At 62.7% G+C, this 18,871-nt stretch carries 18 protein-coding genes; 7 read left to right on the top strand and 11 right to left on the bottom strand.

All coding sequences use genetic code 11. The features are described from left to right. Positions 1-29 precede the first annotated feature (29 nt). From X751_RS1000000165725 to moaA, 4 genes are all read right to left on the bottom strand, one after another. A protein-coding gene (locus X751_RS1000000165725; RefSeq protein WP_156936388.1) for an IS5 family transposase occupies positions 30-784 on the bottom strand; the annotation gives its coding sequence in 2 pieces (ribosomal slippage) (positions 30-454 and positions 454-784; 756 coding nt in all). Positions 785-890: 106 nt separating this feature from the next. Next, positions 891-1,247, bottom strand: coding sequence for a hypothetical protein (locus tag X751_RS147320; protein WP_023745078.1), 357 nt, complete (start codon positions 1,245-1,247; stop codon positions 891-893). A gap of 96 nt (positions 1,248-1,343) precedes the next feature. Beyond that, entirely contained in the window at positions 1,344-1,781 is a 438-nt protein-coding gene (locus X751_RS147325; RefSeq protein WP_245261933.1) for a hypothetical protein, read from the bottom strand. Between the two features lie 115 nt (positions 1,782-1,896). Continuing rightward, complete coding sequence (gene moaA, locus X751_RS147330; RefSeq protein ID WP_031205709.1) at positions 1,897-2,892, bottom strand: GTP 3',8-cyclase MoaA; 996 nt, start codon at positions 2,890-2,892, stop codon at positions 1,897-1,899. A 200-nt stretch (positions 2,893-3,092) separates the two neighbouring features. On the opposite strand from moaA, the gene X751_RS147335 reads away from it, so the two are divergent. Beyond that, positions 3,093-3,446: a DUF971 domain-containing protein gene (locus X751_RS147335; protein ID WP_023668999.1), complete on the top strand. Its 354-nt coding sequence runs from the start codon at positions 3,093-3,095 to the stop codon at positions 3,444-3,446. A 65-nt stretch (positions 3,447-3,511) separates the two neighbouring features. Beyond that, positions 3,512-4,123 carry a pyridoxamine 5'-phosphate oxidase family protein gene (locus X751_RS147340; RefSeq protein WP_023745076.1) on the top strand — a complete coding sequence of 204 codons (612 nt, stop codon included), beginning with the start codon at positions 3,512-3,514 and terminating at the stop codon, positions 4,121-4,123. A gap of 26 nt (positions 4,124-4,149) precedes the next feature. On the opposite strand, the gene X751_RS147345 is transcribed toward X751_RS147340, so the two are convergent. Continuing rightward, positions 4,150-4,602: a MarR family transcriptional regulator gene (locus tag X751_RS147345; protein ID WP_023682500.1), complete on the bottom strand. Its 453-nt coding sequence runs from the start codon at positions 4,600-4,602 to the stop codon at positions 4,150-4,152. 48 nt (positions 4,603-4,650) lie between these two features. On the opposite strand from X751_RS147345, the gene X751_RS147350 reads away from it, so the two are divergent. Beyond that, a complete protein-coding gene (locus tag X751_RS147350) occupies positions 4,651-5,559 on the top strand; it encodes an alpha/beta fold hydrolase (RefSeq protein ID WP_023745075.1) in 909 nt (302 codons plus the stop codon). A 46-nt stretch (positions 5,560-5,605) separates the two neighbouring features. Here the strand turns inward: X751_RS147350 and X751_RS147355 are convergent, their stop codons facing one another. Together X751_RS147355 and X751_RS147360 are read right to left on the bottom strand one after the other, a co-directional pair. After that, a complete protein-coding gene (locus X751_RS147355; RefSeq protein ID WP_023734706.1) occupies positions 5,606-6,004 on the bottom strand; it encodes a rhodanese-like domain-containing protein in 399 nt (132 codons plus the stop codon). A 62-nt stretch (positions 6,005-6,066) separates the two neighbouring features. After that, on the bottom strand, positions 6,067-6,675 hold the full coding sequence (locus X751_RS147360; protein WP_023710494.1) for a TetR/AcrR family transcriptional regulator: 609 nt from the start codon (positions 6,673-6,675) through the stop codon (positions 6,067-6,069). 100 nt (positions 6,676-6,775) lie between these two features. Here X751_RS147360 and X751_RS147365 point away from each other — a divergent pair, with 100 nt between their 5' ends. Together X751_RS147365 and X751_RS147370 are read left to right on the top strand one after the other, a co-directional pair. Next, on the top strand, positions 6,776-7,522 hold the full coding sequence (locus X751_RS147365; protein WP_023745074.1) for a 3-oxoacyl-ACP reductase family protein: 747 nt from the start codon (positions 6,776-6,778) through the stop codon (positions 7,520-7,522). Positions 7,523-7,734: 212 nt separating this feature from the next. Beyond that, a complete protein-coding gene (locus tag X751_RS147370; protein WP_023745073.1) occupies positions 7,735-9,615 on the top strand; it encodes a murein L,D-transpeptidase in 1,881 nt (626 codons plus the stop codon). Positions 9,616-9,712: 97 nt separating this feature from the next. On the opposite strand, the gene X751_RS147375 is transcribed toward X751_RS147370, so the two are convergent. The 3 genes from X751_RS147375 to X751_RS147385 all read right to left on the bottom strand — a co-directional run bounded on the left by X751_RS147375 (position 9,713) and on the right by X751_RS147385 (position 11,358). Further along, positions 9,713-10,183 carry a hypothetical protein gene (locus X751_RS147375; protein ID WP_023668992.1) on the bottom strand — a complete coding sequence of 157 codons (471 nt, stop codon included), beginning with the start codon at positions 10,181-10,183 and terminating at the stop codon, positions 9,713-9,715. A gap of 92 nt (positions 10,184-10,275) precedes the next feature. Then, a complete protein-coding gene (locus tag X751_RS147380) occupies positions 10,276-11,016 on the bottom strand; it encodes a lysozyme inhibitor LprI family protein (RefSeq protein WP_050589935.1) in 741 nt (246 codons plus the stop codon). Between the two features lie 84 nt (positions 11,017-11,100). Beyond that, positions 11,101-11,358 (bottom strand): PepSY domain-containing protein, encoded by a 258-nt coding sequence (locus X751_RS147385; protein WP_023690752.1) that lies wholly within the window; start codon positions 11,356-11,358, stop codon positions 11,101-11,103. A gap of 357 nt (positions 11,359-11,715) precedes the next feature. Here X751_RS147385 and X751_RS147390 point away from each other — a divergent pair, with 357 nt between their 5' ends. After that, positions 11,716-13,488 carry an adenylate/guanylate cyclase domain-containing protein gene (locus X751_RS147390; RefSeq protein WP_023690753.1) on the top strand — a complete coding sequence of 591 codons (1,773 nt, stop codon included), beginning with the start codon at positions 11,716-11,718 and terminating at the stop codon, positions 13,486-13,488. 129 nt (positions 13,489-13,617) lie between these two features. Then, positions 13,618-17,940, top strand: coding sequence for a cytochrome P450 (locus X751_RS147395; RefSeq protein WP_023745071.1), 4,323 nt, complete (start codon positions 13,618-13,620; stop codon positions 17,938-17,940). Positions 17,941-17,947: 7 nt separating this feature from the next. On the opposite strand, the gene X751_RS147400 is transcribed toward X751_RS147395, so the two are convergent. Continuing rightward, positions 17,948-18,634, bottom strand: a complete 687-nt coding sequence (locus tag X751_RS147400; protein ID WP_023668987.1) for a Crp/Fnr family transcriptional regulator — start codon at positions 18,632-18,634, stop codon at positions 17,948-17,950. Between the last annotated feature and the right edge of the window lie 237 nt (positions 18,635-18,871).

Below are 18,871 nucleotides of genomic sequence, written 5' to 3'. Positions count from 1 at the left end.
TGCTTGTACGACGAGAAGAGCGTGATCGGTCAGACCCAGAATGCGATGAGCGTTGCGAGTGCGACGGCGGAGAGAAAATTCCTTGCGAGCTTGTCGTAGCGGGTTGCGATGCGGCGGAAATCCTTGAGCCTGCAGAAGGCAGCTTCGATACGCCATCGGCCCTTGTATCGGGTCTCATCGTAGCTGATCGTCGCCTTGCGGTTTGATCGTCCCGGGATTACTGCCTGCGCCCCTTCAGACTTCAGGTGCTTGCGCAAGGCGTTGGCATCGTAGCCTTTGTCGGCGATCAGGCATCGCACGGGTCCGGCGGCATCCAGCAGCGGCTTGGCCATCGTGATGTCTGCGACATTGCCCGCGGTGAGCCGCAGGACGGCGGGCCGTCCCAGCAGGTCTGTCACCGCATGAATCTTGGTGGTTTGGCCGCCGCGCGATGGCCCGATGGCCTGTGCTTTCGCCCCCCTTTACCACCGTGAGCGGAGCGATGCGCCTTTATATAGGTGGAGTCGATAGATGCCGACAGGGCAAGGACACCCTTAGCCACCAGCGCATCAAGGATTCTGGTCCAGAGCTGTCGGCGGGACCACCGGTTGAAGCGGTTGTAGATCGTCGTGGGAGGGCCGTATTCGGCCGGGCAATCCTTCCAGCGGCAGCCAGTTTTCAGCACATGCAGGATGCCACTGATGACGCGCCGATCATCGACCCTGCGCGCGCCAGGCAGGTTCTTCGGCAGCTGCGGCTCGATTGCCGCCCAGGCGTCGTCATTCAACCAGAACATCTGCTTCATCCTCGCCTCCATCGCAATTTCGAGACAAGGAACCTGATTTGCTAAACTAACTCAACAGGCTGATTAGGTTTTGACCCTAAGAGGGCTGGCCGGATGACCAGCAGGCTCATTTCGGGGTCAGCACCTCGGTGCCGCTGCCGTTCTTGCCGGCGATGGTCCACAGGCCGTGCAGCGAGCCGTCATCCTCTACCTTGTAGACGACGAGACCGATTTCCTTGCCCATGACATAGCCGGCGGAGAAGGCATCGTCGTTGCGCATGCAGATGCCGTCCGACGATGATCCGCCCGTCTCCCAATGCATGGTGCAGGTGGTCTCGCTGGTCAGCGTGATGGTGGCTTCGCCGCCATATTTCGAGCCGTCGAAATTGGTGCCCGCAACGGTGTAGCTGCCACCGATGGACTGTGCTGCTGCCGGCGCGGCGGCAAACCCAAGCATTGCAAGAGAAAGTAAGAATGTGCGCATGTCGTATTCCCCCAAACCGAGCGACGAGCCGCTATAGGCCGAAATTTAGGGCGGAACGCGATGGCGGTAAATCGGGTTTGCAGCGTCGAGAGCGATTTATTCCCAGTGTTGCTCAGCCCCATGCAGGCTGTCGCCGATAGCGCCGACCAGTGGGTCGTACTTGGCCTTGAGCGAGGCGGGATATTCGATCCAGACTGTATGGATTGCATCCTCTTTTTCGAAGACGATTCGGGTATAGAAGATCTTGTCGCCTTTGGTGCTTGAGACCACTGCCCAGTTCTTACCGGTTTTGCTGTAAGTGACCTTTTCCCCAGAGTCAGGGTCGGCTTTTTCCTTTTCAACCAGACTGTCGGGCGTATCTTCCGTCAGCTTGTATCCGCCGTAACAGGACAAGCTCGCACCATCGGGGCTAAGCCATTTTCGACCGTCGCCATTGAGGGACTCAGGCATCGGTTTGCTGAAAATCTGGCTCGGGAACGTGCACACCGTGCCATAGCGCGCATTGATGTAGGTGAACGGCTTTGCGAGCGCCACTGTGGTCGCCAATGATAGGGCCACGACCAGCGCTGACAGCCCGGTTTGGCAAACACGCTGCATAGAAATCCCCCTCGCTTCCAACGGAAGCATTCTGCACCAATCGCGGAGAAAATCAGCCGCCGGTGACGCTCATATGTCTCGACACCGACGGGCGGCTGGTGCGGCGGTCGATGATGAAATCATGGCCTTTCGGCTTGCGGCCGATCGCTTCGTCGATGGCAGCAGCGACCAGTTCGTTGCCTTCGGACGCACGCAGCGGGGCGCGCAGGTCGGCGGCATCCTCCTGGCCCAGGCACATATAGAGCGTGCCGGTGCAGGTCAGCCGCACGCGGTTGCAGCTTTCGCAGAAATTATGCGTCATCGGCGTGATGAAGCCCAGCCTGCCGCCGGTCTCTGCGACATGGACGTAGCGGGCCGGACCGCCGGTCTTGTAGGGGATGTCGCTCAGCGTGAACTGGCGCTCGAGCGAAGCGCGCAGCAGCGATAGCGGCAGATACTGGTCGGTCCGGTCGGCGTCGATCTCGCCCATCGGCATGGTCTCGATGACGGTCAAGTCCATGCCGCGGCCATGCGCCCAGCGCATCATCTCCGGCAGCTCGACGTCGTTGAAGTCCTTCAGCGCAACGGCGTTGAGCTTCACCTTCAGCCCCGCCGCCTGCGCGGCATCGATGCCTTGCATGACCTTGTCTAGATGGCCCCAGCGGGTGATGGCGTGGAACTTGTCGGCATCGAGCGTGTCGAGCGAGACATTGATGCGCTCGACACCGCAATCGGCAAGCTCGGCGGCAAAGCGCGACAGCTGCGAGCCATTGGTAGTCAGCGTCAACTCTTCCAGCGCGCCGCTCTTCAAGTGCCGCGACAGCTGCCGCACCAGATGCATGATGTTCTTGCGCACCAGCGGCTCGCCGCCGGTGAGGCGCAGTTTGCGCACGCCCTTTTCGATGAAGACGGTGCAGAGCCGGTCGAGTTCCTCGAGCGACAGCAGGTCCTTCTTGGGCAGGAACGCCATGTCCTCGGCCATGCAATAGGTGCAGCGGAAATCGCAGCGGTCGGTGACCGACACGCGCAAGTAGCTGATCGTGCGACCGAAGGGATCGATCATGTCCATGCGTTCAAGCGTTTCCAATGCTGCGAGTGGTGCCGTTATATACGGCTATGTGATACGATCCAACCCGCCATTCAAGATAGCCGCTCTCGATCTTTGGTGACATTCCCCGGCCGACATCCGATGTCGGCCGGGTCCAAATGGCCTTTTCCGCTCGCGCGAAGCAGCGTAGGGAAGGGCGGATCGATGCGGGATGCAGAACAATGACGGCGCCGAAGGAACTCAGGGTCTCGAAGGACAGAAAACTGCTGTCCGTCACCTTTCCCGATCATCGGCCGTTCGAGCTGCCGGCCGAACTGCTGCGCGTCGCTTCACCCTCGGCCGAGGTGCAGGGCCATTCGCCGGACCAGCGGGTGACGGTTCCCGGCAAGCGTAACGTTGCTATCCTGAAGATCGAGCCGGTCGGCAACTACGCCGTGCGCATCACCTTCGACGATTTTCACGACACCGGCATCTTCACCTGGAATTACCTGCACACGCTTGGCCACGAAAAGGACGCGCGCTGGAATGCCTATCTCGCCGAGCTCCAGGAGAAGGGACTGAGCCGCGACCGCTAGTTCGGCACTGTCGGCAAAACGTCATTGACTGGGGGTAAACGCTGGCAACGGTTCGGAGACGGGAAATGTCTGAGATCACATCGGTTGAACAACTTGAAGCGCTCTACGGCTTGCCCGGCGAAGCGTCAACGGTCAAGGAACTCGACCACGTCATTCCCGAATATGCCGCCTTCATCGAAGCCTCGCCTTTTGTCGCTCTGGCGACGAGCGGGCCGGAAGGGCTGGACTGTTCGCCGCGCGGCGATCTCGCCGGCTTTGTGCGCATGCATGACCCGAGAACGCTGATGATGCCGGACCGACGCGGCAACAACCGCGCCGATTCGCTTAAGAACATCATCCGCGATCCTCGCGTCGGGCTGCTGTTTCTTGTGCCGGGTTCGGGCACGACGCTGCGCGTCAACGGCCGCGCCCGCATCACCACCGACGCCGCGCTTTGCGCCTCCTTAGCCGTCGAAGGCAAGCCGGCGCGCTCGGTCACCGTGGTCGATGTCGATTCGGTCTATTTCCAGTGTGCCCGCGCCATCGTTCGCTCGGAGCTGTGGAACCCGGCAAAGCACGTCGACCCGGAATCGCTGCCGACACCCGGAACAATCCTGGAAGTCACCAGCCGCAAGAATATCGATGCCGGTACTTACGACAAGGAATGGCCGGAGCGGGCGAAGAAGACGATGTGGTGAGGTGGGAGGCGCGTGGATCGAACGGCTCAGGTATCCTTCAGCACGTCATAGATCTTGCGCATCTGTTCGCCGATCATGTCGCACTGTTCCGCTGTCGACTGGCTCATCGCCTTTTCGATCAGCGCCATATGCACCTTCAGCGCTTTCATCAGGAGCTCCGTGCCGGCCTCGGTAAGCGTCAGCCGCAGCACGCGCTTGTCCTTCTCATCGCCTTCGCGGCGCAGCAGGCCGCGCGCCTCGAGCTGCGGCAACAGCATGGTGATGTTGGAGCGGCCGACCAGCAGTTTGCGGGCGAGATCGTGCTGCGACATGCCGGGATGGCGATAGAGGTTCATCAGCACGTCGAGCTGCGCCGGCTTGAGATCCAGCGGCGCCAGCTTTACCGCCAGCGTACGCTCCAGCACATGGCAGGCGCGCGCCACCGCGACCCAGTTGCGAAAGCGCGGGTTGTCCCAGGGCAGCTCTTGTTTAATGTTCATGTTTGAACTATTATGTTCATGCTTGAACGGAATGGATGGATCGCCACTATGGCATCATTTGGACTGAAGGTCATCCGGGGCGTGTTCCGCGCCGCCGAGCATGTGGCGCCCCGCCTGAGCGGGCGCGCCGCCTTCGAACTGTTCTGCCGCACGCCGAGCGTGAAGGCGCTCAGCGACGGCGAGCGGCGTGCGGTCGACCGCGCCGCCGGCTTCATGGCCGAGGCGCGCCATCATCGGCTGACGACCAAGGCCGGCTGCGTCATGGTGCACGAATTCCGGCCCGAGCCGGGCAGGGCGTCCGCCGGCACGGTGCTGGTGGTCCATGGCTGGCGTTCGCGCACGGAATATATGCGGGCGCTGATCGAAGGCTTTCGCGATGCGAGCTACCGGGTCGCCTCGCTCGACCTGCCGGGCCATGGCCAGTCGCTGGGCCGTCATCTCAATATGGTCAATGCGGTCGAGGCGGTCAGGGTCGCCGGCGAATGGTTCGGTCCGTTCAAGGCGATCGTCGGCCATTCCTTCGGTGGCGCCGTCGCCGCCAATGCCATTGCCGGTTCGATCAAGGGTATCCACCCAGTGGCGGCCGAGCGGCTGGTGCTGGTGGCCGCGCCAAGTTCCCTGCCGGCGATCTTAGCCGACTTCAGCCGCATGCTCAACGTCGGCCCGCGTTCGCAGGTTTCCATGGCCGATCAGGTGAAAAAGTTGTCGGGCCGGCCGCTGCACGAATTCACCGGCGATCGCCAGCTGGCCGAAGCGCCGGTGCCGACTCTGGTCATCCACGCGCCGGACGACCGCGAAGTTCCGGCCGACCATGCCAGGCGCTACGCCGGCGCCGGCAGCCATGTGCGGCTGCACTGGGCCGATGGGCTCGGCCACCGTCGCATTCTCGCCGACAAAGGTGTCATCGAACGCGCTGTGACCTTTGTCAAAAACGAGCGCGAGCCGATACTGCATTGATTCCAATGGGTGTATTGTGCGACACCGACAACGCCGGAGCGGTGAGCTAGCCCTTCTTCTTGCCGCCCGGCTGGACGGGCAATCCGGCCGCCTTCCAGGCGGTATAGCCGCCAAGGATGTGCTTGACCGGCGACAGCCCCATATCCTGCGCCGTCTTGGTGGCCAGCGCCGAGCGCCAGCCGCCCGCGCAAAAGAAGACAAAGCTCTTGCCCGAGGCGAAGAACGGCTTGTGGTAGGGGCTTTCGGGATCGATCCAGAATTCCAGCATGCCGCGAGTGACATGTTTGGCGCCGGGGATCTGGCCGTCCCGCTCGATCTCGCGTGGATCGCGCAGGTCGACGAAGATGGTGTCCTCGTCGTCGAGCAGCCCGGCCGCTTCCTCGGGCGAGACCACCTCGATCTCGGCATTGGCCTCGTCGAGCAACTCGCGATACCCTTTTTTCACGGATGATCCCTCCCGGCGCATTTCGCCGCCGACTGGATTTCCAGCACAAGCTCCGCGCTTTGTCACGCTGTTCCGACCAGCCCCTGCCACGCCGCCATCGCTCCGGCCACTGTGGCCATCAGCGCTTCGCACGAGGCGCCGTCGCGGGCCTGGATCGACATGCCGTGCTGGACCGTCGCATAGAAGGTCGCCGCCGCGTTGCTGTCGAAGCCCGCCGGCAATTCGCCTTCCGCCACACCGCGTTCCAGCCGTCTCAGCAAGAGGGTGTGGTTTTCGGCGCGGCGGCGGCGCAAATCATCGCAGATCGCGCCGCTGCTTGAATCCTGGTGCAGTGCGCCCAGCGCGATGAGACAGCCCTGCGGGCGGTCGTCCTGAGAGTACGCTTTTGCCGTCTGGCGCAGGAAATTCTCGATCGCCTGGCATGCCGTCGGCGCTTCGTCCAGCGCGCTCCAGATCTCGGTGCCTTCGTTGCGGGTGTAATACTCGGTCGCTTCCAGAAACAGCGCCTCCTTGCTGCCGAAGGCGGCATAGAGGCTGGGCGAGCTGATCCCCATCGCCGCGGTCAGGTCGGCGATCGAGGTGCCCTCATAGCCTTTGGCCCAGAACAGCTCCATCGCCTGCCGCAAGGCGGCGGTTCGATCGAAGGTGCGGGGACGGCCTCTTTCCGGCATGACGATCTTTTCTGTGTTGATCGATACATAATTCACTTGACGTCGCCAGGCAAGGTTGCCAGATGTTTATGTATCGATCGTTACATAACGGAGAAATGACATGTCAGCGAACGGATTGAACGGCAAGGCAGCACTGGTCACCGGCGGCAGCCGCGGCATAGGTGCTGCGATAGCAAAACGGCTTGCGGCCGATGGCGCCGACGTTGCCATCACCTACGTCAACAGCTCGGCGCCGGCCCAAGCTGTCGTCGCCGAGATTATAGCGGCAGGTGGTCGCGCGATCGCCATCCAAGCCGACAATCGCGACGCCGCCGCCATCGAAGGCTCGGTCACCGAGGCGGTGAATGCCTTCGGCCGGCTCGACATCCTGGTCAACAGCGCCGGCATCTGGCGCGCGGCGCCGATCGAACAGATGTCGCTGGCCGACTTTGACGAGACCATTGAGGTCAATCTGAGAGCGCCGTTCGTGGCCTCGAAGGCGGCAGCGGCTCACATGGGCGAGGGCGGCCGCATCATTTCGATCGGCAGCAATCTGGCCGAGCGCGTCACCGACACCAGCCTCAGCGCCTATTCGACCAGCAAGGCTGCGCTGGTCGGCCTGACCAAGGCGCTGGCGCGAGACCTCGGTCCGCGCGGCATCACCGCCAACGTCGTTCATCCCGGTTCGACCGACACCGACATGAACCCGGCCGAAGGCCCGCATGCCGAACACCAGCGGCGGAAGATGGCGACGCCCCGCTTCGGCAAGGCTGACGAGATCGCCGGCATGGTTGCCTGGCTCGCCGGTCCAGAAGGGCACTTCGTCACCGGCGCCGCGCTCACCATCGACGGTGGCGCCAACGCCTGAAGCAGCAGCCGCTTTGACCGGTCTGGAGCGGCAACGCCGCTCCAGACGTCACGATGTTGTGAAACCGTTCTGCAACAGGCCTGCGGAAATTTATGGAAGCTTAACGAAATCGGTATGAATCGGTATAGTAGCGCCTTACATCCGCCATGCGGTTGGCAAGATCGTCGAGCGGCGCGGAACGGGAGCCGGCTTGCAGCCGGAGCGGGTGATTAATGAAATTCCTCGGAAATAAAGCCACCGTGATGCCGCTTGCAGTGGCGGCAGCACTGGCCTTCGGTGTGCCGCAGGCAAGCGCGCAGGGCCTGTTCGACATGCTGTTCGGCGGTGGCGTCAAGCACAGGCCGCAAGGCGAATTCCCGCCGCCGCCAAAGCGCAAGCCGAAGCCCGCCGTATCGGGCGGCGGCGGCACCAGGATCAGCAGCCCGTCCTACTACACCTACAAGGCCGACCGGCTGGTGCGCGTCGACTTTGCCGCGTTGGTGGCAGCACCTCCCCAGGTGGCAACAGCTGAAGACGCCGCCTTTGTGCCGTCGGCGACCAGCACTGCCTTCCGCGAAGCCGTTGCAGGCCTTAGTGACTATGAACTCTATGCCGAGCCCGATATCGCCAAGGCACTGATTGCCTATTACTCTGCCAATCCTGATTTCATCTGGGTGAACGAGGGCAATCCCAATGCCCGCGCCCAGGATGCGGTGCGGGTGCTCGGCGAAGCCGCAAGCTATGGTCTCACGTCGGCCGACTACACGCTCGAGGTGCCGGCAGCCAACGCATCGGCAGTCGATGCCGACGCCCATCTGAAGGAACTCGTGCGCTTCGAGATGGCGCTGTCGGCGCGCGTACTGCGCTATGCCCGTGACGCCCAGAGCGGGCGCGTCGATCCCAATCGCATCACCGGCTACTATGAATTTCCGCCGAAGCCGGTCGACATGGAAGGCGCGCTCAAGACGCTGGCCCACACCCAGGAAGTGCGCACCTACCTCGAATCGCGGCACCCGCAGAACGCGGAATATCAGGCGCTGCGCGTCGAACTTGAATCGCTGCAGGCGAGCGCCGAAAACGAAATAGTCGTCGATCCCAAGCTGTTGCTGAAGCCCGGCGAGACCAGCGCCGAACTGCCGAAGCTGCTGACGCTGATCGCGCGCAATCTCGACGACGAGATGGGCGGCGCCTATGGCGAGATCCTGTCTCGTCTCGGCACCAGCGATGTCTATGTTCCCGAACTGGTTCCGATCATCAAGGCCGTGCAGGTGAAGGCCGGCATGAAGGGCGATGGGGTCATCGGCCCGCGCACCGTCGCCTCGCTCGCCGGCGCATCCAAGGCAGACAGGCTGCAGAAGGTGCAGGTTGCGCTGGAAGAGTTGCGCTGGCTGCCGTCCGATCTTGGTAGCCCGCGGGTCTTCATCAACCAGCCCGCCTTCACCGCCAGCTATATCGACAATGGCGAGGAGAAGCTGAAGACCCGCGTCGTCATAGGCCGGACCACCAACCAGACCGCCTTCTTCTTCAAGGAGATCAAGCAGGTCGATTTCCATCCCTATTGGGGCGTGCCGCAGTCGATCATCGTCAACGAGATGCTGCCAAGGCTGCGTAGCGATCCGGGCTATCTCGACCGTGCCGGCTACGAGGTGACCGATTCGCGCGGCAGGCGGGTTCCCTCTTCCTCGGTCAATTGGGGCGCCTACGGCGCCAACATTCCCTACAGCGTGCGCCAGCAGCCGAGCGAAGCCAATGCGCTGGGCGAACTGAAGATCCTGTTCCCCAACAAGCACGCCATCTACATGCACGACACGCCGCAAAAATCCTTCTTCCAGCGCGATATGCGGGCGCTCAGCCATGGCTGTATTCGCCTTCAGGATCCACGTGGGATGGCGGCGGCGGTGCTCGGCGTCTCGGTCGACGACATCGCCGAAAAGCTCAAGCACGGCCATGCCAGCGAAGACGTGACACGCACGATTCCAGTCTATGTCTCCTACTTCACTGCCTGGCCGGACCTGTCCGGCAAAGTCGAATATTTCAACGACGTCTACGACCGCGACACGCGGCTGATGCAGGCGCTGGACGCGACCGAAGCGGTGCGTTCGCCGACGAGCTGAACCAGCGGAGTTCCTCGTTCAACGAAACGAGGAACTCACTTTGTCTCTCTGGTTTTATTAGATTTTTGGCCGATAGACGGTCGCCCGTTTCCTGCGATCAGCGCTGGATGAGCGGACGCCGGAAGCCGGCGTCGCGGCCCGCGATCAGCCAATAGACCAGGCCGGCTACGAGGCCGGCGGCGGCGATGATGCCGATATCGGCCCAGCGTCCGGCATCCTCTTCCGCGGCCGGCCAGACCAGGAAGAAGCCGGCTGCAGCGGCAGCGGCGCCAAACAGCATGTGCACCAGGAAATTGCGCAGGGCAAAGAATTCGGCGAGCAGCGCGAAGATCAGCGTCTGCAGGCCGGTCAGCACGATCGTCAGGAAATAGACGACCATGCCGAGCGGCGGCCACAGCAGCACGACAATGGGCGAAAATTGCATGGCGCCGAAATAGTCCGGCGCGTTGGGCAATACGGCGAGTGCGCAATATATCGCCACCACCGCGAACAATCCGATCAGCACCGAAACGAAATAGCCGGCAAGCATCATCAGGATGCGCTTCAAAACATGCTTAACCATGGCCATGCACCCCCCGTGCCCTGCAACTGTTACGCGCACTCAGCCATCAAAGGCGGATCGGCGCAAGAGTGCATCCAGCAGTGCTTTGCGGCAAATCTTCAGGCGCCGCCGCATAGATGTTGTGAATCCGGCAAAACCCATGTGCCTTTTATCGTGAGGTCGACGCCGTAATAGACCCGCCCGCGCTCGTCGCCCTGCGGACAATCCCTCGGGATCGATATCAGGCACATGACGACAGGATCGCCGGCTTTCGAACTGGCAAGGCCAGGCTCCCGCTCGTAGGAAACCCCGGCGCCGCCATTGCTGAACCGCGCCAGGCTGCCGGCTTCAGGGCCGGCGGTTTCCAGCGGGTCGTCGCCGAGCCGCGTCGTCAGCGCGGTGATGTGGGTCAAGGCGCATTGGCCGATCGACGAGGGCAGGGGCTGGTCGGGGCTGCCCGGATGGCGGGCCGCGGTGTCGAGCGCCTTCTTGCCGATCAGGGCGATGTTGTAATCCTGCACCCAGGACGGCGCATTGCCGTAGGTCTGCAGCGCATTGTTCTGGGCGCTGACGATGCAGGCGGCATCCTGCCCGCAGGCGTTCCTGTCAGTGATGAGCGCACGGGCGATCTTGCGCTTGTCGCGGCCAAAGGCTGGCTCGAAACCCGTAAATGCCTTGGCGACCAAGGCATCAATTGCCGACAGTTGCGGGTCGGCACAGATCGCCTTTTCCACCGGCAGGCTGGCTTTGCGGCAGTCGAAGGACGGCCCGTCGGCACGCGCTGGACCAAGGCAGACCGCCCCGCCAGCAAGTGCGACGACAAGCGCAAACGAGTTGGCAATTCGATTGGAAGAAAGCATGGTCGCCCCGTTGTCCGACAACTGCCACCATTCTAGGCAAAAAACGCAGCGGACGGAATTGCCGAAGCGGTGTCGGTATCGGCGCTATTTCGGTTCGGCGGTCACGGGATCGAAGGTGATTTCGACTTTCGCCTTGTCGGCGGTGTAATAGGTGACGGTGTACCCTTCCTTGTCCCAGTCGACCTCCTTCACATAGCGAAAGCCGTCGCGCTGCTCGACCTTGGCGATGATTGCCGACAGTTTCTGGGCATTCGTCGGCGGCAGTGGGCTGTCATCCGCGGCAAAGGCCGTCGAGCCGGCTAGAAGAACGACGACACCGGTCGCCAGAACAAGATTTCGCATGATTACCCTCATTTCACGTTGGCATGAACCGCACCGGAAACTCGCAGGCAGCACAGTTTGTTCCGAGAGCTGACATCGCGCAGCTTCCGTGAAGCCCTGGATCGCCGCGCTCAGAGCGACGGCACGCCAATATTTGCGCCAACCGCCGGCCAACCATGAGTGCTGCCACGGCCCGCGCTGGACAACCCGATGGTGGTAGAGCTTTGCCCAAGACCCTGCTAGACTTCTGGTCCTGGCGGGGTGGCATGGCGCGCCAACCCCGCCGGAATCTTCATCTCTCAGCGCGCGGCGAAGTGTTTCAGGAACGGGTCGTCGCCTGTGCTGGACCAGAACCAGAAAGGGAGCGGGGGCTCGAACATGGCTGTACGGAACTACACCCGTCAGCTGGCGACAATCATTTCTATCGATGCCGTCGGGTTCTCCCGGCTGATGGGCATCGACGACGAGTCTGCTGTCGCGGCATTCGAGGAACGGCGCGACATCATCGCCGACAGCTGTGGCACATTTGGCGGCCGCACGTTCGGCGACGCCGGCGACAGCATCATGGCCGAGTTCGGCAATCCGATCGAGGCGTTGCGCGCGGCCTTTGATTTCCAGGGCCGCATCGTCGCCCTCAACGCCGAGGTTGCCGACGACATGCGCATGCCGTTTCGGGCCGGCATCAACACCGGCGACGTCATCGTGCGTGGTGGACGCCTCTACGGCGACGACGTCAACATCGCCGCGAGAATCCAGGAATTCGCGCCGGGCGACGGTCTCGCCGTTTCGGAGACGACCTGGCACCATGTGAAGGACAAGACGGCGGCCGAATTCACCGATCTCGGCGAATTCATGCTGAAGAACATCGCCTTGCCGGTGCGCGTTCTGATCGCCGGCCGCAGTGGCAACGGATCCTCGCCGGCGGCGTCGTTCGCCGCCATTCCCCAGGCCAATGCGCAGCAGAAGCTGTCGTCCAAGGGGCCGCCGGCGATCGCCGTCCTGCCCTTCCACGCCGATGGCGGCGAGCATGACATCGGCTACATGGCCGACGGCATCGCCGAGGACATCATCTATGGTCTTTCCAACACCAGATGGCTCTCGGTCATCGCCAAGGGCTCCAGCTTCCAGTTCCGCGACGACACGCTGGGCACGCGGGTGATCGGCAACGCGCTCGGCGCGCGCTACATCGTCAGCGGCACGCTGATGCGCAATGGTGGCCAGATCCGCCTCAACACCTCGCTGGCCGACGCGTCCAACGGGCGGCTGGTGTGGTCGCAGCGCTTCGATCGCGATCTGGTCGACATCTTCAACCTGCGCGACCAGATCGGCGCTGAGATCGTTTCGATCCTCGACAAGGAGGTCGACCGGGCGGAACAGGCACGCACCTTCCAGGTTCCCTGGGAAAGCCTGGAGACCTGGCAACTGGTGCGACGGGGCCGCTGGCACATGAACCGGCGCACCCGCGGCGACACCGAAACCGCACTCGAGTTCTTCCAGAAGGCCTACCGCGAGGACGCCAACTCGAGCGCCGTGCTCAACGAACTGGCGTGGTGGTATTTCTGGCGGGCATGGCTGCGTTTCGGCGACAGCGACGATTTGAACAAGGTCGAGCAGTTTGCCCGCAAGGCGTTGCTGGTGGACAGCCTGGATGCGCGCCCGCACGCCCATCTCGGCGCCGTCGACATCATGCGCGGCGAACCGCGGTCGGCCGTCGACCATCTCGAGGAAGCGATCCACATCAATCCGAGCTTTGCCTTCGCGCGCTCGGCCATGGGCAGCGCCCAGCTGCTGCTCGGCAATGCCGCGACCGCGATACCGTTCTTTCTCGATACCGAGCGATTGAGCCCGTTCGACCTCTACCGCTTCCACAATCTGGGGGAACTGACGGCGGCCTATTGTTTGGTCGAGAACTGGCCGGCGGCGATCGCTGCCGCTGACCGCTCGCTCAACCTGTCTCCCGGCTATTTCTATTCCAGGTTCCTGAAGATCGGCGCGCTGATGCGAAGCGGCCGGCCGGAACAGGCGCGGCGCGAGATGACCATTTTCACAACCCGGCATCCCGATTTTTCAGAACAGCGTGTGCGCTGGATACCGTTCACCGACAAGGCCGCGAACGAGTTCCTCGTCGCCAATTTCCAACTGGCCAAATGAACATGGCGTCAGTGCTGGCTGGAACATGGACCAACTGTGAAAAGATTCACATACGTGCAACCGATGCAAACCTAGGCCTTGAACGGCCGGCATCGCAATAACGTGGATAGCCGGGGGGCTTGAACGCGCATGACCAAACTGAAGTATTTCGACGCTATTCGCGCGGCCCAGAAAAACCAGCGCCCGCTGTCGGAAATGCCGCCCTTCGATCTCGGCCGGATCCGGAAGACAGGGCTGATTGCGCGCATCGTCGGGTCTCTGGCCGAAGACCCCCGCTGGGCGCTTTCCTTGTTGCGGCGTTTCCGGCCGACCGGCAAGCTCTTCGGTGTTCTCGTGGTCACCAAGAACGCCGATGTCCGCGACATATTGGAGCGCGGCGACGAATTCCAGACCCCATACGGCCCGGAAATGACCGAGCTTGCCCGGGGATCCAACTTCATCCTCGGCATGCAGGACGGCGCCGACTACCGGCGCATGAAATCGTCGGTGCTGAGTGCATTCCCGCCGGCCGAGGTCGAAGCCGCCGTCAGGCCGATCGCGGCGCGTCATTCGCAAGAGATCATGACGCGCGCCAGCCCCGGCTTCGATGCGATCTCCAGGTTGATGAAGATCGTCCCGGTGCATATCTGTCGAGATTATTTCGGCGTCGAGATCGACGATGAATCCGAATTCGCCGACTGGGCGATCGCGCTGAGTGCGCTGTTCTTTTCGGACCCGACGGCGAGCCCCGTCATGCGCGAACTCGCAGTGGTGGCGGGCGACCGTCTTCTCAAAGTCATCGATCGCTCCATCCAGTCGGCTAGGGACCGGGGCTTGAAGGCCGAGCAACCGCTGGCGAGGCTGGTTGTCCAGATGGATCAGGGCCGCCTGTCGCGGGACGACCTCAATTCGATCATGCTGGGCATGATCGCCGGCTTCGTCCCGACCAATGTGCTGGCCGCCGGCAATTGCCTCGACGTGATCCTGTCGCGGCCCGACGCAAGGCAGGCTATCGATGCCGCATTGGCCGAAAACGATACCGCCAAGCTCGACAGGGCCGTCCTTGAAGCCATGCGCTTCAAGCCGATCTGGGTCGGCCCCTGGCGCTACACGGCCTGCGACGCGATCATCGGCAAGGGTACGCGCCGCGAGCGCCTGGTGAAGGCCGGCACGGTGGTGATGCCGGCGACGCTGTCGGCGATGTTCGATGCCGACGCCGTGCAGAACCCGGACCAGTTCGACACATCGCGCCCGCATCGCGACTACATGGTGTTCGGCCACGGCATTCATCAGTGCATCGGCGCCGAGATCGCCAGGATCCAGATCGGCGAAAGCCTGCGCGCCCTGTTCCAGAAGCAGGGCGTGCGCCGCATGCCCGGCAAGGCCGGGCGCATGACCCGCATCGGCGCCTATCCCGAAACCCTCAAGGTCGATTTCGAACGGGCAGAACTCTGCCGCACCGTAACGCAGTCTATGGTGACGGTGGTCTGCCCGGTCACCCGGTCCGCGTCGCTGGATGCTGTCCGCGACAAGGTTGCCAGCCTCGGCAACCCGGCCGTCGAAGAGATCCGCACCGCGCTCGACATTGCCGGCACCGTCCACTTCACCAGCCTGACCGTGGTCGGCACCGGCGAGATCGGCGCTGATTCCGGTCAGGAAAAAGGAGCTCTGGTTCTCGAGATTTCCGGTGACGGCAGCATCGACGATGTCATCGATGCGGTCACGCACGCCATCGGGCACCGGCTGCGGCCGATCTTCAAGGATGTCTGCGATCTGCGCGATGGCGGCGCATTGAACGATTTCCTGCGCAAGCACAATGTCGACATATCGCCGTCCTTCGGCAGCAATGCCGGACTGGTGTTTTCGGGCACGCCGGGGCACTCGGTCCAGCGTATCAAGGCCGAGCAGCAGCTTTTCGAAGCCGTGCGCGACATCGTCGAGCGGCCACGCAAAGGGGCCGGCAACGCTCCTGCCGTGCTCGCTGAAGTTCGCCAGCGTGTCCAGTCATTAGGGACGTTTGCCTGGGCGTTCGAGCCGGCCGAAAGCCTGCTCGAAAAGCCGCCGGGTCATTGGGGCCGTGCCCTGATGACGACGTTGCTGGTACCACCGGTCTTCGTCACGGTGGCGATCATCTGGGCTGCTTGCTGGTACATGACCTACAGTGTGGTGTTCGGCAGATCTATCGACATCAGTTCCCAGGAAATCTCCTTCACCGCCATAGCGGTAGCAATCACCTCACTTCTGTTGTCGGGACTTGGAGTGTTGGTGGCAGCGGCGCTGCTGGCGTTTTCGTGCTTGCTGGCGCTGCGACGCCGCGAGGACAGGGATCGGCCGGAAAGCACATCGATCGGCATATCTGAATTGAACGCGATACTCGTCAAGGAGGGCCACGCGGCACAAAACCATCTGACTGCGATTTCGACGATGAAGGCCGGCATTCTGCGGCGGCTGGCGCTCAGGTTTTCTTTCTACCTGATCTCGATAGCTGCCCAGAAGGTATTCAAGCCAGGCTTCCTCAACACCATCAACACCATCCATTTCGCCCGCTGGATACTGCTGCCCGGCTCCAACCGATTGATGTTCTTCTCCAACTACGGCGGCAGCTGGGAAAGCTATCTTGAGGACTTCATCGCCAAGGCGTCCGCTGGCCTGACCGGCGTGTGGAGCAACACCGTGGGCTATCCACGCACACGATGGCTGTTCCTGGACGGCGCGCGCGACGGCGATCGTTTCAAGCGCTGGGCGCGGCGCCAGCAGGTGCCGACCCTGTTCTGGTACTCCGCCTATCCCCAAATCAACACAGAGCGCATCCGGATCAATTCCCGGGTCAGGCGCGGCATTGCTTCCGCCGTCGGCAACGAGGCGCGCGACTGGCTGAGCTTGTTCGGTTCGCTACGGCGCCCGGCGAGCGAAACAACCACCGTTCAAAAGACCACTTCGCTGCTGGCCAATATCAGCTCTGCCTTTCCGGCGCCTCTCGAACAGCAGCTGGAAACCGGCGAGATCCAGTCCATCTTCTTCGGCCCGCTCGGCCCGCTCGCTTATTCGCATATGCTTGCGATCCGGGTGCCGGACAAGTTGCCGGCGCCCAAGCGCAGAGCCTGGCTCGATTTCGTTGTCGAGCAGACGAGTTTCGGCGAAGGCAGGCCCGCCGGGCGCGCTATGATAGTCGCCTTTGGTCCCGGTGGCCTGCGGCAGTTTGGGCTCGACGAGGGTGTGGAGGGCGATCCACTGGAAACATTTCCGATCGCCTTTCGCCATGGCATGGGCAACCCCGAGCGTGGGCGCATACTGGACGACCGAGGCCGCGACGGCCCGGACGAATGGGAGTGGGGGTCGCTGGAGAACCCTGTGGACCTGGTCATCGTCTGCTATGCTGAAGACCCGGGACGGTTGAAGACCGAGATTGCCACCGTGAGACGAAAGACGACCGGTGCAGGCATGAAGGTCGTTGCCGAACTGCCGCTCGCCGTAAACCGGGGTCCGACCGACACGAAGACGAAATCGTCCGACGGGGCAAAGCGTGACGATCGGTCGGAACGTGGGCCAGCCTACGAGCATTTCGGTTTCGCGGACGGGATTTCGCAGCCGATTGTCCGGGGCACGACCCGCGCCAGCAGGGGCGCCGCGCCCATGCATCTGGTCGCGCCCGGCGAGTTCCTGTTCGGCTATCGTGATGAGCATGGGTTCTATCCAGCCTCGCCCTCGGTAAGCGCATCACGCGATCGGACTGGAATCCTTTCGCAGGTGCGCCGTAGCCGGCTGATTCCGGGCCTGCCGCCACCGCCGCGCGATTTCGGGCGCAACGGTTCATTCCTGGTTATTCGCCAGTTCGAGCAGCACGTCGACGTCTTCAACAACTACTGCAAAAAGGCTGCAGCCTTGGTCGCGAGCCAACTCGGCAACCAAGCCATCACGCAAGACTGGATTGCCGCCAAGATGCTCGGCCGCTGGCAGAACGGTAGCTCGCTGGTGCGCAACCCCGATCATCCGGGACGCGTCATCGACAACAACTTCGCCGCTGGCGCCGAGGATCCGCAAGGCCATCGCTGCCCGCTTGGTGCCCACATTCGCCGTTCCAACCCACGCGACTCGCTGGGTGAGGACCGCGATACGCAGATCAATATCGGCAAGCGCCATCGTATCCTGCGGGTCGGCCGCACCTATCAGAAGCAGGACGGCAAGAATGGCAAGGTCGAAAAGGGGCTGCTGTTCATGTGCCTCAACGCCGACATAGAGCGCCAGTACGAATTCATTCAGCAGACCTGGGTTTCGTCGGCCACGTTCCAGGGCCTCGTCGCTGAAAAGGACCCGACGATTGGTTCGCGCGGCGGCGATGGCAGGTTCACCATTCCGTCATGGGAAAAGGTCACGACGCTCCGTGACATGCCGCAATTCGTCACCACCAAGGGGGGTGGATATTTCTTCATGCCCAGCCGCTCGGCGCTGCGCTACCTGATTTCGCGGCTCTGATTCGGCGTCAGTCGTCGTCCTGCGACTCGGCGATGTGGCGCAGTGCCCCGGTGTCGGTGATGCGCAGGCCGCCGCGTTTGATGGCAATGAACGAGCGGTTGCGCCAGTCGTTGAGCGTCTTGTTGACGGACTCGCGCGTGGCGCCGAGGAACTCTCCGAGTTCCGATTGCGAGATCGGGATCCAGCCGGCGCTGTCGGCCATCACCTTGGCCAGGAAGACCAGGCGTTTGGCGAGCCTCGCCTCGATGCCGAAGAAGGCCTGGTCGCCGAGTTCGCCGCTGACCCAGCGCAGCCGGGCGCACAGAAGTTCGATCATCGCGCGTGCCAGCGGTGGATTTCTCTCAATGCGATCAAAGAGTTGTGTCCTGCTGAGCGAAACCAGCTCGCAAGCGGTCAGGCAGATGGCGGTGGCGGTGCGTGGCCGCCCGTCAAGCGCGCCGATCTCGCCGACGAGGCTGCGCGACAGCTCGATATTGGCCACCAGCTTCTGCCCGCCAGGCGAATAGATCGAGATTTCCACCGTGCCGCTCATCACCCCGTAGATCCGGTCGGCGGCATCTTCCTGGACGAACAGATGCTGGCCGGCGGCGTAGCGCTCGACCTTGCAGCCGCTGAACAGGATATCGAACAGCTTTGGATCGATGCGTGCCAGGCGCGGCAGATCGTTTCTGTCGTTAGGGCCGCCAAAAGCCATGTTCCAAATTCCCAATTGCCGCAATCGGCGAAGTTTAAGGGCCGAAGTCTAAGGCAAGAGTGCACCGCGTCAAAGGCCGGCGTTCATCCCTTGCGATTACGCCTTGTAAAGGCGTGGCGCAGTGGTCGCGCCCAGTGCCTGGCTCGTGCCGGGCGGAAAGCCGCCTGCACGCGCGGCGGGAGGAGCCGCGCGTGCAGGCGCCAACTGATAAAAATGGATAGGTGATAAAATTTCTGT

This window comes from Mesorhizobium sp. LNJC394B00, from assembly GCF_000502555.1.
GTDB lineage: Bacteria > Pseudomonadota > Alphaproteobacteria > Rhizobiales > Rhizobiaceae > Mesorhizobium.
This window is presented reverse-complemented; position numbering and strand designations above follow the sequence as displayed.

Bases quoted from the DNA above. Each gene is read 5' to 3' on its own strand.
- X751_RS147395 (WP_023745071.1), top strand. From the start codon at position 13,618: ATGACCAAACTGAAGTATTTCGACGCTATTCGCGCGGCCCAGAAAAAC.
- X751_RS147360 (WP_023710494.1), bottom strand. From the start codon at position 6,675: ATGCCGGAAAGAGGCCGTCCCCGCACCTTCGATCGAACCGCCGCCTTG.
- X751_RS147380 (WP_050589935.1), bottom strand. From the start codon at position 11,016: ATGCTTTCTTCCAATCGAATTGCCAACTCGTTTGCGCTTGTCGTCGCA.
- X751_RS147350 (WP_023745075.1), top strand. From the start codon at position 4,651: ATGGCATCATTTGGACTGAAGGTCATCCGGGGCGTGTTCCGCGCCGCC.
- moaA (WP_031205709.1), bottom strand. From the start codon at position 2,892: ATGGACATGATCGATCCCTTCGGTCGCACGATCAGCTACTTGCGCGTG.
- X751_RS147375 (WP_023668992.1), bottom strand. From the start codon at position 10,183: ATGGCCATGGTTAAGCATGTTTTGAAGCGCATCCTGATGATGCTTGCC.
- X751_RS147340 (WP_023745076.1), top strand. From the start codon at position 3,512: ATGTCTGAGATCACATCGGTTGAACAACTTGAAGCGCTCTACGGCTTG.
- X751_RS147370 (WP_023745073.1), top strand. From the start codon at position 7,735: ATGAAATTCCTCGGAAATAAAGCCACCGTGATGCCGCTTGCAGTGGCG.
- X751_RS147390 (WP_023690753.1), top strand. From the start codon at position 11,716: ATGGCTGTACGGAACTACACCCGTCAGCTGGCGACAATCATTTCTATC.
- X751_RS147345 (WP_023682500.1), bottom strand. From the start codon at position 4,602: ATGAACATTAAACAAGAGCTGCCCTGGGACAACCCGCGCTTTCGCAAC.
- X751_RS147365 (WP_023745074.1), top strand. From the start codon at position 6,776: ATGTCAGCGAACGGATTGAACGGCAAGGCAGCACTGGTCACCGGCGGC.
- X751_RS147400 (WP_023668987.1), bottom strand. From the start codon at position 18,634: ATGGCTTTTGGCGGCCCTAACGACAGAAACGATCTGCCGCGCCTGGCA.
- X751_RS147320 (WP_023745078.1), bottom strand. From the start codon at position 1,247: ATGCGCACATTCTTACTTTCTCTTGCAATGCTTGGGTTTGCCGCCGCG.
- X751_RS147335 (WP_023668999.1), top strand. From the start codon at position 3,093: ATGACGGCGCCGAAGGAACTCAGGGTCTCGAAGGACAGAAAACTGCTG.
- X751_RS147385 (WP_023690752.1), bottom strand. From the start codon at position 11,358: ATGCGAAATCTTGTTCTGGCGACCGGTGTCGTCGTTCTTCTAGCCGGC.